Raw genomic sequence first — 18951 nt, 5'->3', positions numbered from 1 at the left:
CGAATGAGCACAATACAAATGAGGCCTTTTGCGCTTATGGGGTTACGCCCAAATTACTTTTTTAGCAATCTAAATTTGTTATTAAAAAATCAGGTTTATTTGCAAAATCATTATTTAAATGTAACAAAATGGTACTTTTACCTACACATTATAACAGTTATGAGTTAATTATCATAATTTAGCCCAACTAAACAAAACCAAAATGAGAAGAACCCTATTAGTATTATTTCTGTCTGTGTTTTTACCCCAAATACATGCTCAAGATTACTTTCCTAACAGTGAAAGTGTTCAGAATAAAAACAACAATTACACCGCTTTTACCAATGCCAAAATTTACGTTTCTCCAACTCAAATTATTGAAAAAGGAACTTTATTAATTCAGAATGGAAAGGTAGTTGGCACTGGAAACTCAATATCTATTCCAAAAAACTGTACTGTAATTGATTTAAAAGGAAAAAGTATCTATCCTTCGTTTATTGACATTTTTACAAATTTTGGTATCGAGAAACCAAAAAGAAACAACTATTCGGATGATGGACCATTATACAACACCAAAAGAGTGGGTTTTTATTGGAATGAAAGCATTAGAGCTGAAGTTAATGCGTACGAATCATACAAATATGATACCGCAAAGGCAGAGGATTTATTAAAGGCCGGATTTGGTATGGTTCTCACCCATTTTCCTGATGGAATTGCTCAAGGTTCTGGAACTTTACTCGCTTTAAACAACAACGTAAGTACAAATCGTGTGGTTTCAAATAAGATAAGCAATCAACTGTCTTTTTCAAAAAGTGCTTTGACAAACCAAGCGTATCCAACTTCTTTAATGGGAAGTATGGCGCTACTTCGTCAGATGTATTTGGATATGAATTGGTACAAAAATGGAAATTCAACTACCAAAGATTTGTCTCTGGAAGCTTTGATTGAGAATCAAAAACTCATTCAGATTTTTGATGCAGGAGACAAACTTAACAGCCTTCGTGCATCCAAAATCGGAAAAGAATTTGGTATCAACTACATCATAAAAGGAGCTGGTAATGAGTTTGAAAGAATTGATGAAATCAAGAAAACCGATTCAAAATTCATTATTCCTATAAATTACCCAGAAGCGTATGATGTTTCCAATCCGTACTTAGCCAATCAAATGGATTTGAAAGATTTAAGATATTGGAATCAAGCGCCAAGCAACCTAAAAGTTTTATCAGACAACGGTATAATTTTTGCTTTGACCACTGATAAATTAAAAAAGACAGAAGATTTTAGACCTAACTTATTAAAAGCAATTAAATTTGGTTTTGACAAAACAAAAGCATTAGAATCATTAACAACTATTCCAGCTTCATTACTGGGGAAAAGTGATGAAATTGGAAGTTTAAAAAATGGAAGTCAAGCCAATTTCATTATCACTTCGGGAGAATTGTTTGACGAAAAAACTATTGTTCACGAAAATTGGGTTCAGGGAACAAAATTTGTAGTTAACGAAATTGTACCAAATGACATTCGAGGGAGTTATGATTTAGTAATTGCAGATGACACTTACAAATTGAAAATAGAAGGCGAAATATCGGCTCCAAAATCAGAAATCACAACAAAAGAGGACCAAAAAGTAAAGTCGAGTCTTACTCTAGAAAACAACTGGATTACCGCTTTGGTGAAATCAAAAGACACTATTAATCCTAATTTCATTCGACTAAATGGTTTTGTAGAAAACACGAATGTACTTTCTGGAAAAGCCATATTGGCTAATGGAAATGAATCCAAATGGACTGCTACAAAAACTGCCTCATTTGAAATCAAAAAAGATTCTACAAAAGCCGAAAAACTAAATCGAATCATTCCGATTTCTTATCCAAACATCGCTTTTGGAAATCAAAAAAAATTAACCCAACAGACATTATTGTTTAAAAATGCTACGGTTTGGACCAACGAAAAAGAAGGCATACTTGAAGAAACAGATGTGCTTGTCAAAAATGGTAAAATTGCATCAATAGGCAAAAACCTATCGGATGGTTCCGCTACAGTTGTAGATGCCAAAGGCAAACACTTAACATCGGGGATAATTGATGAACACTCGCATATTGCTATTTCTGGTGGTGTGAATGAATCGGGACAAAACAGTTCGGCAGAAGTTACCATTATGGATGTTGTTGATTCTGAAGACATCGACATTTATAGAGATTTAGCAGGAGGAGTTACTACATCACAATTATTACATGGTTCTGCAAATCCGATCGGAGGTCGTTCGGCAATAGTAAAATGGAAATGGGGACTTACAGCTGATGAAATGCTATACAAGGATCAACCAAAATTTATCAAATTTGCTTTGGGTGAAAATGTAAAACAAGCCAATTGGGGTACAGACAACCCAACCCGTTTTCCTCAAACCAGAATGGGTGTAGAACAAGTATTTACCGACTATTTCCAAAGAGCTAAGGAATATGAAGCTACTTGGAAAAACTACAATTCGAATGCTAAAAAAGACAAAACCAAAGCTCCAAGAGTGGACTTAGAATTGCAAACTTTGGTAGAAATTTTAAACAAAGAGCGATTCATCACTTGTCATTCTTATGTGCAATCAGAAATACTAATGATGATGGAAGTAGCTGAGAAATTCAATTTTAGAATAAACACTTTCACTCACATATTGGAAGGTTACAAAGTAGCTGATAAAATGAAAGAACATGGTGTAGGCGCTTCGACATTTTCGGATTGGTGGGCTTATAAATTTGAAGTTAATGATGCCATTCCTTATAATGGACCAATATTACACAATCAAGGTTTAGTGGTTGCCTATAACTCTGATGATGCTGAAATGTCAAGACGTTTGAATCAAGAAGCCGGAAAGGCCGTAAAATACGGAAACATTTCTGAAGAAGAAGCTTGGAAATTTGTCACTTTGAATCCAGCCAAATTATTGCATTTGGATGATAAAATTGGAAGCATAAAAGTAGGCAAAGATGCCGATATTGTGTTGTGGAATAACAATCCGTTGTCTATATATGCCAAAGCAGAAAAAACAATTATTGAAGGTGTAGTTTATTATGATTTGCAAAGAGATGAAGCACAAAGAATTGCAATTGCAAATGAACGAAATGAAATAATTGCTCAATTATTGTTGGAGAAAAACAAAGGAATGATCACACAAGAGCCTAAAAAGAAAGAAAAAAAGGAATATGAATGTGATACTTTAGAACAATAAAAATAAACAGAAAATGAAACACAAAAATATAGCAATCGTTCTTTTGGTTTTACTTTTATCGATAACGACAAAAGCACAACAAATTACGGCTCCAAAACAAAGCAAATCAATTTTAATACGCAATGCAACGGCCCATTTAGGCAATGGAAAAATTATAGAAAATAGCGCTATCGGATTTAAAGATGGTAAACTAATACTTGTTGCAGATGCTACCACGATTCGTTTGGCAAGTGGCACTTACGACATCACAATTGACGCTAGTGGAAAGCATGTTTATCCCGGTTTTATTGCACCAAATTCCACTCTAGGATTGGTAGAAATAGATGCCGTAAAATCATCGGATGATGAAGACGAAATTGGCTTATTCAATCCTCATGTACGTAGTATTATTGCATACAATTCTGAATCTAAAGTAATTGAAACAGTTCGTCCGAATGGAGTTTTGATTGCTCAAATTACTCCTCGAGGTGGTCGTATTTCTGGAACTTCATCAATTGTTCAGTTAGATGCATGGAGCTGGAAAGATGCACTTTTAAAAGAAAATGATGGTATCCATTTGGATTTTCCTTCTAGTTTCAAAAGAAGTGGAAGTTGGTTTGAACCTGGAACAAAGGAACCAAACAAAGATTATAAAACTCAAATCGAGGAAATTAATTCTTTTTTATCGAATGCTAAAGCCTATAATTTAGATACAGCAAAAGAAAGAAACCTCATTTTAGAAGCCACAAAAGGATTGTTTGACGGAACTCAAACCTTATTTATACATGCCGATGAAGAAAAGCAAATTAGAGACGGGATTCAAGTAGCCCTATCAAATGGGATATCAAAAATAGTTATTGTAGGTGGATATGACGCCTATAAAACTACCGATTTACTTCAAAAAAATAACATTGGAGTACTCCTAAGACGTGTTCACGATATGCCTTTAAGTGACGATCAAGATGTGGATTTACCTTTTAAAATGGCAAAACTATTGACGGATAAAGGAATCCTAGTTGGTTTGGAAAACAGTGGAAGTCATGAAAGAATGAATACCCGTAATTTACCTTTTTTGGCAGGAACTTGCGCTGCTTATGGTTTGGACAAAGAAATAGCATTACAATTGATAACTTATAATACCGCAAAAATTTTAGGAATTGATAATTTATGCGGAACTTTGGAAATAGGTAAAGATGCCACTTTGTTTATCTCCGAAGGGGATGCATTGGATATGAGAACAAATAAATTGACTCAGGCTTTTATACAAGGAAGAGCAATCAGCTTGGAGACGCATCAAAGTCAACTGAATACTAAGTTTAAAGAGAAATACAATCAAAAATAAAACCAAATTATGGGACTATTTAATGCAATTTTAGGAAATGCTTCAGAAGTTAATAACGAGAATCTTTCGAAAGAATTTGAACCCCTATTAATTGAAGGAGAAACTATTGAGAAAGGGTATAAAGTAATAAAAGACATGTTTGTTTTTACCAATAAAAGATTGATTTTGGTCGAAAAACAATTGGTAGGCAGCAAAGTTGATTACCTTTCGATTCCGTATTCATCCATTAAAAAATTCTCAAAAGAAAGTGCTGGAATACTTGACATGGATGCCGAATTGAAGATTTGGTTAACTGGTGAAGATGCTCCAATTTCTAAACAATTTGGCAAAGGCGGAAATAACATCAACGAAGTGTATCAAATCCTGAGCCAGCATATTTTGAAATAATCGTAGCTTTTCAATTACTGATTTTAATTATTAGAGAAAAGAAGATAGAGAAAAGAAAACAGATTGTAAGACGTTGATTTTAGAATACAGAATTTAATTTTAGTACTCTAACTATTGAATATTTATTCTTCTCTTTATTCTATATTCTTTTCTCTATTTTCTATTAAAAAAATCTTAAAACCCACTCTTATGAAAATCATTATTCGAACTTTTAAGCTAAAATTAAAACACACCTTTACAATTTCTAGAGAATCACATGATATTCAGCCCACTTTGATTGTTGAGTTACAAAGCGACGGATATTCTGGTTTTGGTGAGGCTACTTCGAATCCTTACTATAACATTACGGTGGATTCTATGAGAGCCAATTTAGAAGCGATCATTCCGTTTATTGAATCTCATAATGATGAGACACCCGAGGAATTTTGGAATAGCGCTTCGGCATTATTAAAAAATGACATGTTTGCTTTATGTGCTTTAGATATGGCTTACAACGATTTGTATGCCAAGAAAAAGGGCAAGAAACTATACGAACTTTGGGGAAATTCTCCATCGCACAACCCAAAAACCGATTACACTATTGGGATTGACAAAATAGACAAAATGGTCATGAAACTCAAAGAGATGCCATGGCCTATTTATAAAATTAAATTAGGTACAAAAGACGATATTGCTATTGTAACAGAATTACGCAAACATACTGATGCTCGGTTTCGAATTGATGCCAATTGCGGTTGGACAGTTACAGAAACGATTAACAATGCTGTTGCATTAAAAAAGCTAGGAGTCGAATTCCTCGAACAACCCATAAAAGCAGATCAATGGGCGGCCCACAAAGAAGTTTTTAAACATTCTGTCTTGCCAATTATTGCCGACGAGAGTTGTATCATAGAGGAAGACGTTGCCAAATGTCATCATCATTTTCACGGTGTAAACATAAAATTGGTAAAATGTGGAGGACTTACACCAGCCAGAAGAATGATAGCCGAAGCCAAACTCTTGGGTATGAAAACTATGGTGGGATGTATGACAGAATCCTCGGTTGGAATTTCGGCTATTGCCCATTTATTGCCACAATTGGATTTTGTAGATATGGATGGCGCTTTGTTATTATCAGAAGATATTGCCTCCGGAGTAACAATTACTGATGGAATTATACATTATGCAGATTCTAATGGAATTGGAGTTACACTAAATTAAATAACATGGATGTAAACGAGATTCCAAATAGAGTGTTTTATAAGGATGGAAAAGAATATCTATATTTTGGTGGTACCAATTATTTAGGAGTTACTACCCTACCAGAATTCCAATCAATACTTTGGAAAAGTTTGAAAAAATGGGGAACAAGTTATGGAAGTTCGAGATCAGCAAATATTCAATTAGAAATTTATAAAACCGCCGAAGATCTACTGTGCAAATTGATGCGTACGGAAGCTACTGTTACCGTTTCATCTGGGATGTTGGCTGGAAAACTGGCATTAGAACAATTACAACACACCACTGATTTAATTTTTCACTTCCCCAGTACTCATCCTGCTTTAATACATCCTTCTTCTTTGCCGTTACTTCTAAATGGAAAATTAAATCCATTTCTTTTTGACAATACTGTTTTAAAAATAGGAATAGTTGCCGATGCGATTCCTTCATTAGAGGCCACTCCTATTGATTTAAGTATTATAAATAAAATTCCAAATGAAAAAAAAATAACGTTACTACTAGACGAATCTCATAGTATTGGAATAATGGGTAATGAGGGCCAAGGTATTTTGAAGCAATACGAGTTACCAAACATTATCCAAAAAATAGCCATTGCATCCTTTGGTAAAGCCTTAGGGTTATCAGGCGGATATATCTCAGGTGATTTGGATTTTATAAATGGAATAAAAAAACTACAAAATTGTATTGGCGCTTCAGGAATGAATCCAGCATTTCTAGAAACTTTTGTAAACGCACAAGAAATCTACCAATTGCAAAGACAACTTTTAAAGCAAAATATAAAGCATGTTGCTGAAAATTTAATACCAAATCCAGCTTTTACTTTTTCAAAAGAATATCCAGTAATCTATTTTGACAATGAAGAAGTTTTACAATTAGTATTAGAAAATAATATAATACCAACCTGTTTCCCCTATCCCACTTCCTCGGGAAAATTAAGCCGAATTGTTATCTCCGCCCATCATACAAAAGAAGACTTAGATAAAATGATTCAGCAATTGAATATTGCAACAAAATTAGCTTCAGATTTTGAAGGCGATATCCGATTTGTGTTGTAATTTATGAATCAGCATTTTTCAAAGTGTATACTTAAAAGTATAACTGCAAAGAATTATGCACTTCAAACACATTAAACTTAAAATGCATTTTTAACATTAAACAACATTCTTATTTGATTTATAACATATCAATATATTTTGAAACAATTACACTGATTTAAAAAGAAAATCTGACACAAATAAGCTTGTATAATTACATAAAATTATACATTTTTCGATTTAAATACGAATTTAAACAAATGACCCCTAATTTAAGGGGGTCTAAATGAAAATATCATAAAAATTAAAAACCAACACCCATTTTAACTACCGCTTATGAATGATTTTTTATTTTTGCAAAAAAAATTAATTTTTAAAACAATGCGAAAAATAGTTTTAACTGTGATTCTAGTCACAATTTTGGTATTAACCTATTTCTCTAATTTTTTCCTGACCAACAACACAATAAACCCATCCGAAGTTGCTAAATTCAACACAGGCGATATTGCATGGATGCTTGTAGCCTCTGCTCTAGTATTATTAATGACACCAGGACTAGGTTTCTTTTACGGCGGAATGGTTGGAAAAAAAAATGTTATTAGTACAATGCTCCAAAGTTTTATGGCAATGGTTATTGTAACCGTATTATGGGTTCTTATTGCATTTGGATTATCCTTTGGCCCATCAATAGGAGGCATAATCGGTAACCCATTACCTTACATACTATTTCAAGGGGTAGGAATTGGAACTTCCTGGAAACTTGCCCCTACAATTCCATTTTTATTATTTGCCTTATTTCAAGTTAAATTTGCAATAATTACGCCCGCAATAGTAACAGGTGCTTTTGCAGAACGCATTCGTTTTTGGGCTTACATGCTATTTATGGTTTTATTCATATTATTTGTATATGCTCCACTTGCACATATGACTTGGCATCCAGACGGAATATTATTCAACCTTGGTGTACTTGATTTTGCCGGTGGAACGGTAGTACATATGAGTGCAGGATGGGCAGCATTAGCAGGCGCAATGTTTCTTGGAAAACGTAAAGTTCCCAAAGCAAATCCAGCGCGTATCACTTATGTGCTATTAGGCACAGGATTACTTTGGTTTGGATGGTTTGGTTTTAATGCAGGTTCAGCTATGGGAGCTAATGGTCTTGCTGCTCAAGCATTAGGCACAACAACAGTAGCAGCCGCAGCCGCCTCAATGGCATGGGTATTTATTGATAAAATAATGGGCCACAAACTTTCAGCAATGGGAGCTTGTATAGGTGCTGTAGTAGGTTTAGTAACTATTACTCCAGCTGCAGGATATGTTAGCATGCCACATGCAATAACAATAGGCGTATTAGGAAGTTTAATCAGTAATATCATGGTAAGTAAATTCCCAAAAGGAAAAATCGACGATGCTTTAGATGTTTTTGCCTGTCATGGCGTTGGAGGAATGGTAGGAATGGTATTAACAGGCGTCTTTGCTTCAAAAAATATAAATCCAGCAGTAGTAGATCAAGGTTTAGCTTTTGGAGAAACAAAGTTATTCACCAACCAAATGATTGCATTAGTAGGGGTTTCAATATTTGCATTTACAATGTCTTACTTCCTTTTCTTTATTGTTAATAAAATAACTCCTTTAAGAGTTTCTGAAGAAAGAGAAGAATTAGGACTCGATATCAGTCAACATGGCGAATACCTATAATACTATTAAATTTTAATAATTCTAAGCACTCTAAAAATCATTTTAGGGTGTTTTTTTTTACCAGCAATACTCCTAACTACAATTCCACAAAAAAAACAACATATTGAATATAATATCAATTTCATCATTCAAAAGATATGATAGATATTAAAAACAATATTTCATATCATTTAGTCTAAAGATTTCCCTTATAGTATTCAATTATAACTAAAATATTTGAAACACAAAAACATAAAGTAAGCTTCATACAAAATGCAATACTGAATAAAAATTAAGTTAACATTAACATTTTTACCGTTCAATTACCCAAAAAGTCGATAATCCCAACCAATACTTGCTTATTTAAGAATAAACTATCAAAAAATACTTAACTATTCATTAACACATTCTATATTTATCATTCAAAAAATATTTACCCCTCAAAATTCATGGGTATATAATTATAAATTCATAAAAATACGCCATCACACCCTATTTTTTTTGCACGTGTCAATACATTTAATACTTTTATAAAAAAATTAAAACCAAAAACTATGCGAAAAATTATTTTAGGTGTGATACTAATCACCATTCTGGTATTATCAATTTTCTCAATTCATTTCTTTGTAGAATCTCCAACATTAGGCGCTCATGTTGTCGAATTAAAATTAGACACAGGAGACACTGCTTGGATGATAGTTGCCTCAGCTCTTGTATTATTAATGACTCCAGGATTAGGATTCTTTTACGGAGGGATGGTTGGCAAAAAGAATGTAATTAGTACCATGTTACAAAGCTTTATGGCAATGGTTATAGTAACTGTATTATGGGTTATAATCGGATTTGGATTGTGCTTCGGACCTTCTATTGGAGGTATTATTGGAGACCCAACTTCGAACATTTTCTTTCAAGGTGTTAGTGCAAATACCGCTTGGGAACTAGCACCAACAATTCCATTCATTTTATTTGCACTATTTCAAGCAAAATTTGCAATCATTACTCCTGCATTAATAACTGGAGCATTTGCTGAACGAGTTCGTTTCTGGGCTTACTTATTATTCATGGTATTGTTCATTTTATTTGTGTACGCTCCATTATGTCATATGACTTGGCATCCTGATGGATTATTCTTCGGATGGGGAGTATTAGATTTTGCTGGAGGTACCGTGGTTCACATGAGTGCTGGTTGGGCTGCTTTAGCTGGAGCTATCTTCTTAGGAAAAAGAAAAGTACAAAAAACAAATCCTGCTCGTATCACTTATGTTTTATTAGGAACTGGTTTATTATGGTTCGGATGGTTTGGTTTCAACGCTGGATCTGCTGTAGGTGCAAGTAGTCTTGCTGCTCAAGCATTAGGAACCACAACTGTTGCTGCAGCTGCCGCTGCCATGGCATGGGTATTTATGGATAAAATCCTTGGACATAAACTTTCTGCAATGGGAGCTTCCATAGGAGCAGTAGTAGGTTTGGTTGCCATTACCCCTGCAGCAGGATTCGTAAGTATTCCTCACGCAATAGCCATTGGTATTATCGCCAGTATCATAAGTAACTTTGTAGTGAGTAAATTCCCTAAAGGCAAAATTGATGATGCCTTAGACGTATTTGCTTGTCATGGAGTTGGAGGTATGGTAGGTATGCTTTTAACTGGTGTATTTGCATCAAAAGCCATAAACCCAATTGTAGGTGATAACCAAGGTTTAATTTTTGGTGATGCTACATTATTTTTAATCCAATTGAAAGCATTAGTTATAGTTTCTATATTTGCTTTCACAGTATCATATGCATTATTCTTCATTGTAAATAAAATCACTCCTTTAAGAGTTACCGAAGAAAAAGAAGAATTAGGATTAGACATCTCTCAACACGGAGAATTCCTTTAAAAAAAAAACCACTAACCAAACCATTTTTCAAAAACACTCTAGAATTTATTTTAGAGTGTTTTTTTTTATAAATAAAAACATATTTTACCATAATAATGCCTTAGACTTTCCAATGAAACAGGATTATTCTATAAAAACAAGGGTTCACAAACTATTTTTAACGAAGAGAACAAAATACAGTGAATACCAGAACAAATAGCAACCAATGAACTATTACTTTTATCTATTGATTTAATAAATAAAAGTATTTTTTTGCTTTTAAAAAAGAATTCAGATATCGTAAATTTTAATACGGAATCAAGGATTAAGCAGCTTTAAATACCAATTTTAAAATTTAAAACTAAAAAACACATGCTTTTTCGTTCAATTATTTTCAACGCAAGTAATAAATATTAACAATTTTACAATAATTTATATTTTATTTGTAAAAGAAACAAATATTCATTTATTTTATAAAAATTTTACATATTATCATTTTATAAAATAACTCTATATGAATATTTCCACATGTCCTGAATTCACAACTGAAGAAGCTTTATTGGTATTAAAACAAAACTGGGGAATCACAGGATCCTTAAAGCCATTAGACAGTTATTTGGATCAAAATTTTCTAGTAAAATCAACAGAAGGAAATAAATATGTGCTTAAAATTGCCAATATAGAAACTCCAGAATCCTGGTTGGATCTTCAAAATAAATCACTAAATCATCTACAAGGAATAGCAATTCCCCAAATAATTAATTCTAAAGATGAAAAACAGATGCTTTTTATCCAATCACATTGGTGGAGAGTTTTAAATTTTTTAGAAGGCACAATGTTATCTACGGTTCCTTATCGGTCTCAAAAACTATTACAAAATATTGGAACTTTTGTTGGACAAATTTCAAATCAACTAGCTACTTTTTCACATGAAGCTGCCGAAAGACCTTTGCAATGGGATTTACAACAATCGGCTTCATTATTAGAAAATTGGGTCACTTTTGTTGAAGATAAAAAAACAAAAAGTACAATATTGTCTATCATGGAAAATTGGAAAAGCAAAGTTCCAGAAATTAGTAAAGTCCGCAGAAGCATCATCCATGCCGACTTAACCCGTTACAACCTTTTACTCGATAATTCAGGAAGTCAAATACAAGGGATTATTGATTTTGGTGATGTTTGTCTTTCCTGGACAATCGGAGAATTAGCCGTTTTAATTTTAGAATCAGCTATGACGGGAAGTCCAACCCCATTTGCCGATGCCTACGAAGTAATAAAAGCGTATCACGAAGTCTTTCCGATTACAAAAGAAGAAGTCCAACTGTTATATCCATTAATTCAATTGAGGTCTGCAACCATTGTAAGTGCATCGGCCAGACAATTATCTATGGAACCCGATAATGAATATGTTAAAAAACAAGCCATAGCCGATCGCGAAATGTTTCAGCAACTTTCTTTAGCGAAAAATGATTTTGCAACTGCTCTTTTTCTAAAAGCCTGCAATTTAGAAAGTGAAGTAGTGGAGAAATTAAACACTTATTTTGAAACCACAAAAATAACTTCTCTTTTTAAAGAAGCCATAAACTTTAAAACAATTGACATTAGTCCATCCTCCGATATTTATAATGATGGGGCATGGACAAATCCTAAAGCTTGCAAAGAAAACATCAAATCAAAGCTGAAAAATGGTTTCGGAATTACTGCAGCATATACTCCAATTATACAACCATACACAAATAGTACACAAGAAACCGAAACTATATCTTTAGGAATATATACTTTTGCACCAATTGAGACTGTAATTTATGCACCAACAGACTGTACTTTTATAAAACAAACCACCGAAAAACTGATTTTTAAAGCCAGTGATTTTTACATTTATATTTCTGGAATTACCTCCAATTTAGAAATCGGCACTAATTTAAAAAAAGGCGAAATTTTAGGAATAATAACATCCGAGAAAACAGATTCACCATTTCCTCCTCATGTTTTTATACAATTAGACGCTTCTGGAAATGCACCAAAGTATTGTCTGCCTAGCGAAAGAATGGGTTGGGAAATTCTATGTCCTGATCCTGTAGTCTTTTTACAAATAAAATCTAAAAAAGATGTTATAAACAACCAAACATTAGAAACACGCAGAAGCAAAATTATTCAACAAGCTCAGGAATACTATTATCAAAAACCGATGAATCTTGTGCGTGGTTGGCAGCAATACCTCATTGCAGATGATGGCCAAGTCTATTTGGATGCCATAAATAATGTGGCACATATTGGACATTCTCATCCAAAAATAGTGGAAGCAGCCACCAAGCAACTTCAAAAACTGAATACCAATGCTCGCTTTTTGTATGAAGACAACATCAATTATGCTGAACGTTTATTACACCATTTCCCAGAATCTTTACAAGTGATTTTCTATACTTGTACTGGAAGCGAGGCCAACGATCTCGCTTTACGATTAGCAAGAGCATACACCAATCAAAATGACATACTAGTTATTGATGGTGAGTACCACGGAAACACAACCGCTGTAGATGAAATAAGTACCTGCTTGATGGATAATCCCACTGCTTCCAAAAGCATACGACCCTTTACACATCCGCTACTACAACCCAATACATTTAGAGGAAAATACAAAGCTGACACTCCTAATGTAGCTGAACTTTATGCGCAAGATGTCGATGAAAAAATAGCCTATATTCATTCTCAAGGACGTGGTGTTGCCGCTTTCATATCCGAATCTTTATTGGGTTCTGGTGGTGGTGTAGAAATGCCAAAAGGGTATTTAAAAAAAGTATACGAATTTGTTCATCAAGCGGGTGGCGTATGCATAGCAGATGAAGTACAAATTGGTTTTGGGAGAATGGGAAGTCATTTTTGGGGTTTTCAAAAAGAAGAAGTTTTGCCAGATATAGTTACTCTAGGAAAACCCATGGGGAACGGGCATCCTATTTCGGCAGTGATTACAACTCGAAAAATTGCTGATGCCTATAAAGAAAAATATACTTATTTCAACACCTTTGCGGGTAATCCAGTTTCTTGCCAAATTGCGAATACTGTTTTGGATGTTATAGAAAACGAAAAATTACAACAAAATGCTGCAGAAGTAGGCCAATTCTTAAAACAAGAATTAGAAAAACTAATTGACGAATTCGAAACTGTAGGTGCTGTTTACGGACACGCTCTGTATTTGGGAGTAGATCTGGTCAAAGATAAGGAATCAAGAACTCCAGATAGTCAAAAAGCATTATGGGTGTCGGAAGCGATGAAACAAAACGGTATTATAATTTACCCTACAGGAGATTATTACAATATTCTTAAAATTAAACCGCCAATGTGTTTTACCAAAGAAAATGCAACTTTTCTGGTCGAATCTTTACGAATGATTTTGACAAAAATGGAAAATTAAAACACTTACGTTCGATACAAAAAAACCCAATCTTTTAAAGGATTGGGTTTTATATTTATTTTTTAAAATTGGCTATTCCTGTTTTTAACCAACTAAGATATTCTTCAACTGAAACATAACTTATAGTAGGCTGTTTTGTATTTAAAGAGTTTCCCTGTAAATCAGTCAAAACATACAATGGCTGCGTGTTGGTATTGTATTTTGTGATCATAAAATCAGTCCATTTATCTCCAATTGTTTCAATTTCTGAACCTGTTGATTTTGAAATAAATTGTTCCGATTTTGGTAATGGCCTTTTATCATCTACATATAAAGAAATAAGTACCACTTCATTATTCAATATCGGCAAAATACTTGCATCCGACCAAACATTGTTTTCCATTTTTCGGCAATTTACACAGGCATGTCCAGTAAAATCGAGCATAATGGGTTTATTTACCGTTTTGGCATAAGCCAATCCTTTGTCATAATCATCAAACACAACAATTTGATGCGGACCCAATTTGGCCCCATCTGGCAAAATAGTTGTTGATGTACTGGCTACATTTACACTACCAACACCCAGCGGACTTTCACTATATTCCATTGGAGGTGGAAATGCACTAATTAATTTAAGAGGTGCACCCCAAAGACCAGGAATTAAATAAATCGTAAAAGAAAGAACAATCAAACCCAAAGACAATCTCCCTACTGAAATATGACTTAAAGGACTATCATGTGGTAATGTAATTTTTCCGAATAAATAAAAGGCTAATGCTCCAAAAATAGCAATCCAAATTACCAAGAACACTTCTCTTTCCAATAAATGTAATTGCAATACCAAATCTGCATTCGATAAAAATTTAAATGCCAAAGCCAATTCCAGAAATCCCAAAACCACTTTGACTGTATTTAACCATCCACCCGATTTTGGCAATGAGTTTAACCATCCAGGAAACATTGCAAACAACATAAATGGCAAAGCCAAAGCTAATGAAAAACCAAGCATACCAATTATAGGAGCAATTCCACCTTTGGAAGCCGCTTCTACCAATAAAGTACCAACTATTGGTCCGGTACATGAAAATGACACAATAGCCAAAGCTAAAGCCATGAACAATATTCCAATAATTCCACCTCTATCTGCTTGACTATCTACTTTGTTTGCCCAAGAATGAGGCAACATAATTTCGAAAGCTCCCAGAAATGAAGTTGCAAAAAACACAAGTAAAACAAAGAAAATTATATTAAACCAAACGTTGGTTGACAAAGCATTTAAAGCGTCAGCCCCAAAAATCCAAGTCACTAAAAATCCTAATAACACATAAATCAATATGATGGAAACCCCATAAATAATGGCGTTTTTAATTCCTGCCGCTCTAGTTTTGCTTTGTTTGGTAAAAAAACTTACAGTCATTGGAATCATAGGAAAAACACAAGGAGTCAATAAAGCCGCAAAACCAGAGAAAAAAGCAATAAAGAAAATCGACCACAATCCTCTTTTCGAATTAGATTTTGGTATTTCTACTCCCTTTTTTTCGACCGTAGTTGCTGTTTCTGCTTTTACAACTGCAACAGTTTTTGAAGTATCTACTTTGGATGAATCCAATTTTACCGAAGCAGAACCTGGTGTTGTAGCAGAAATCGCTGTTACAACAGGTATTTTGAACGTAAACTTCTTTTCCAGATTGATGCAAACCTCTTTACAAACCTGATAGTTCAACTCGGCTTGAATAGAAGTAACCTTCTGGTTTACAATTACAATCTCTTGTTGAATTTGGGCTTTATCATGAAAGAACGTTTCATTAACCCCAAAAATATCATTAAAAGCAGTAGTTGTTTTACTTTCTTTGGCTTTGCCAACTAAATCAAAATTTCCTTTTTGATCCTTAAAAACAATTTCTAATGGCAGCGGTCCCCCGTCAGGAGTAAATTGAGAATACAAATGCCATTCTTTTTCAATAACTCCATTAAAAGTTAAAATGTAATTAGTTTCTGATATCTTTTCAACTTTAGTTTTCCATTTTACAGGATCTAAAAGCTGTGCATTTCCTTTGGCGAAAGCAAAAAAAGCAAGAAGTATAAATAGTAGTTTATTCATTATATAAATCTAAATTAATTCAATTTTTAATATATTTTTAGTTGAATCTGTAATTCTAAAACGGTTATCAGCTCGTATTCCAATTACCCAAACAATTTGATCATTAGAACACAAAATCCAAACATTTTCTTTTTCAAGAAGGGATAATTTTTCGTCTTTAAAAAGTTTACTGACTTTTTTTGACTTTCCGTCCATTCCAAAAGGAATAAAAATATCACCATTTTTCCACTTGCGTATCTTCAACGGAAAAACCAATTGATCAGCGTCGACAAAGATAGTTTTATTTGTGGCAATCGAAATGTCAGATACTTTACAAAACGTGATATTTAAGGGAATCTTAACTTCTTTTTGGCATTCATCAATATAAAAATCCTCCTCTATTTCCGAATCTTCAATTGGTACCAAAACCAACGAATCTCTATCTTTGAGTAATCGAAAACCATTGGTGAAAATCTGTTTTCCCGATTGGCTTTCAACCAAATCATAAATATCGTCCCATGCAGTAAAACCAAATTCTTTCAACCATTGATACAAATACGATTTATAATTTGGCAATTGCAACAATTTAACCAAATCAAAATAGATTAGATCTCCATCTTCTTTTGCCACTTGCTGATAGACCATAATTGCAGCATCTTCAACCATTACCAATGATTCCTGCAGATAACTTTCGGTTTTCAAAAAGGAAGTTATAAAACTGGGATTCAATTCTTTCAGTACAGGAATTAAATGATGCCTTATTTTATTTCTTAAATATTTATCCGATGCATTACTACTATCTTCTCTCCAAGAAATAGTCTGCTCTTTGGCATAATTGTCAATTTCGTTTCGAGAAAAATATAATAAGGGCCGAATAATTTTGTCATTTTGCTCAGGAATACCGGTTAATCCCTCCAATCCAGTTCCTCTCGTAAGGTTAATCAAGAAAGTTTCCAGATTATCATCGGCATGATGTGCTGTCAGCACATAATCATAATTCTCCGTATCCATCAACTCATAAAACCAATTGTAGCGCAATTCTCGAGCAGCTACTTGAGTCGATAACTTATAATCTTTGGCAAAAGCAATGGTATCAAATTGAGTTACATAAATAGGAATCGAATGTACCTCAGCATAATCTTGAATAAATTTTTGATCTCCAAAACTTTCAATACCTCGAAGCTGAAAATTACAATGTGCTATTGCAATTTCGTATTTTAGTTCCTTAAACAGATGCAACAATACCATACTATCTAACCCTCCACTTACTGCTAGTAATAGTTTTTTTTGTTTCAAAAAAGGAATTTCTGTATCGATATGATTTTGAAGTGCATTTTTCATTTATCAAAAATACTCATTATTATTAAGATTTAAAATCGGACTAAGCTTGAAAACAAAAATCAAAATACCTTGAAATAAAACCGCTCTATTCTTGCAAAACTTCCAGCATTGCTTTGGCTTTAAGCAGACATTCTTCATATTCTTTTTCTGGAACCGACAATGAAGTTATTGCACTTCCAACTGAAAATGAAACGTATTGATTTTCTTTATTATACAAAATACTTCGAATTACTACATTGAAATCAAAATCGCCGTTGGGTGCAAAATACCCAACCGCACCAGAGTATAATCCGCGTTTGGTTTCCTCAAGCCCTTCGATAATTTTCATAGTGGCATATTTAGGAGCTCCAGTCATACTTCCCATCGGAAATGTAGTTTTCAAAGCATCAACAGCGGTATATTGTGGATCCATTTTTGAAGTAATCGTAGAAATCATTTGATGCACTTGTAAGAAAGAATAAATTCCACAAAGCTCTTTTACCGTCACCGTTGCTTTTTGAGCTGTATGCGATAAATCATTCCGAACCAAGTCGGTGATCATAATATTTTCGGCACGCTCTTTTGGATCTGAAGCCAGATCATTTTTAGATTTTTCGTCTTCCAGCGGATCCAAAAATCGTTTGGCTGTTCCTTTTATTGGCTGAGAAATTAAGTTTTCTCTTTCTTTTTTCAAATACCGTTCTGGAGAAGCTGAAAGTAAATATTGCATATTATTTTTAAAAAAAACAGCAAACGGAGCTTTAGAAATAGCATTCAGTTTAATGAATTTATCTAAAGGATTAATACATGCATTTTCGGCATAAAACTCCATACAAAAATTGGCTTCATACAAATCCCCCTGATGAACATGACCCAGTAATTTATCAACTTTTTTAATATAATTCTCTTTTGAAATACGCTGGTTAATAGTTAATTTACCTTTGCTTTCACCTTTTGATATTTCCCTTTTGACAATGTCATTAAAATCAGCTTCAACTTCATCATCACACATGTTGAGATATTTAATTTCCAGTTGATTTCCTTTGCATAAAAAAAGTTTTTTAGGCTGGAAAAAGAATAAATCCGAAAAATCTAAACCATCATAATTATTGGATTGCAAATGCTCCACATCATTTTTCAAATCATACGACAAATAACCAAACAACCAATCTTTAGTGGTTTGTTGGTATTGTTTTAAATCTTCAAAAGCACTGTGGTAATCGGTTTTTATTGAAGTAAATGCATCGACAGCTAATACGTAATCATAACTTGAATATTCGTCTGAAAATGAATTACTATCCAAGAAAGTTATTTCACGAAACTGTTGTGCCCAAGCTATAAGTTGTTGCTTAAACTGCAAGGGTTGCTCAATAAATTTGTATATGGAGGTTCTCAAAAAATAAACTATTTATGGACTTCAAAATTACAATAAAAAAAGTCGCTTCTCAACAAGAAGTTTCAT

The 18951-nt window shown here is 33.6% G+C and carries 11 protein-coding genes; 8 read left to right on the top strand and 3 right to left on the bottom strand.

Features of this window, described 5'->3' with window-relative positions:
• Positions 1–202 precede the first annotated feature (202 nt).
• The 8 genes from OZP06_RS14725 (at position 203) to OZP06_RS14690 (ending at position 14110) form a co-directional block, all read left to right on the top strand.
• The gene (locus OZP06_RS14725; protein ID WP_281323912.1) at positions 203–3199 is read left to right on the top strand and encodes an amidohydrolase family protein; all 2997 of its coding nucleotides are present in this window, start codon (positions 203–205) and stop codon (positions 3197–3199) included.
• 13 nt (positions 3200–3212) lie between these two features.
• Positions 3213–4520, top strand: coding sequence for an amidohydrolase family protein (locus OZP06_RS14720; protein WP_269222531.1), 1308 nt, complete (start codon positions 3213–3215; stop codon positions 4518–4520).
• A gap of 9 nt (positions 4521–4529) precedes the next feature.
• Complete coding sequence (locus tag OZP06_RS14715) at positions 4530–4907, top strand: PH domain-containing protein (RefSeq protein ID WP_269222530.1); 378 nt, start codon at positions 4530–4532, stop codon at positions 4905–4907.
• 189 nt (positions 4908–5096) lie between these two features.
• Complete coding sequence (locus OZP06_RS14710) at positions 5097–6107, top strand: dipeptide epimerase (protein WP_269222529.1); 1011 nt, start codon at positions 5097–5099, stop codon at positions 6105–6107.
• A 5-nt stretch (positions 6108–6112) separates the two neighbouring features.
• Positions 6113–7183, top strand: a complete 1071-nt coding sequence (locus tag OZP06_RS14705; protein WP_281323911.1) for an aminotransferase class I/II-fold pyridoxal phosphate-dependent enzyme — start codon at positions 6113–6115, stop codon at positions 7181–7183.
• A gap of 360 nt (positions 7184–7543) precedes the next feature.
• Positions 7544–8860 carry an ammonium transporter gene (locus OZP06_RS14700; protein WP_281240021.1) on the top strand — a complete coding sequence of 439 codons (1317 nt, stop codon included), beginning with the start codon at positions 7544–7546 and terminating at the stop codon, positions 8858–8860.
• A 533-nt stretch (positions 8861–9393) separates the two neighbouring features.
• Complete coding sequence (locus OZP06_RS14695; protein WP_269222526.1) at positions 9394–10719, top strand: ammonium transporter; 1326 nt, start codon at positions 9394–9396, stop codon at positions 10717–10719.
• A gap of 493 nt (positions 10720–11212) precedes the next feature.
• A complete protein-coding gene (locus tag OZP06_RS14690; RefSeq protein ID WP_281323910.1) occupies positions 11213–14110 on the top strand; it encodes an aminotransferase class III-fold pyridoxal phosphate-dependent enzyme in 2898 nt (965 codons plus the stop codon).
• 55 nt (positions 14111–14165) lie between these two features.
• Here OZP06_RS14690 and OZP06_RS14685 read toward each other — a convergent pair whose 3' ends face one another.
• From OZP06_RS14685 to OZP06_RS14675, 3 genes are all read right to left on the bottom strand, one after another.
• On the bottom strand, positions 14166–16190 hold the full coding sequence (locus OZP06_RS14685) for a thioredoxin family protein (protein ID WP_281323909.1): 2025 nt from the start codon (positions 16188–16190) through the stop codon (positions 14166–14168).
• Between the two features lie 9 nt (positions 16191–16199).
• The gene (gene tilS, locus OZP06_RS14680) at positions 16200–17510 is read right to left on the bottom strand and encodes a tRNA lysidine(34) synthetase TilS (RefSeq protein WP_281323908.1); all 1311 of its coding nucleotides are present in this window, start codon (positions 17508–17510) and stop codon (positions 16200–16202) included.
• An 85-nt stretch (positions 17511–17595) separates the two neighbouring features.
• Positions 17596–18885 carry an anthranilate synthase component I family protein gene (locus OZP06_RS14675; RefSeq protein ID WP_281323907.1) on the bottom strand — a complete coding sequence of 430 codons (1290 nt, stop codon included), beginning with the start codon at positions 18883–18885 and terminating at the stop codon, positions 17596–17598.
• Between the last annotated feature and the right edge of the window lie 66 nt (positions 18886–18951).

The organism is Flavobacterium sp. IMCC34518 (assembly GCF_027111095.2).
GTDB lineage: Bacteria > Bacteroidota > Bacteroidia > Flavobacteriales > Flavobacteriaceae > Flavobacterium > Flavobacterium praedii.
The sequence above is the reverse complement of the archived record's forward strand: the minus strand, read 5'-3'. Positions and strand labels throughout refer to the sequence as shown.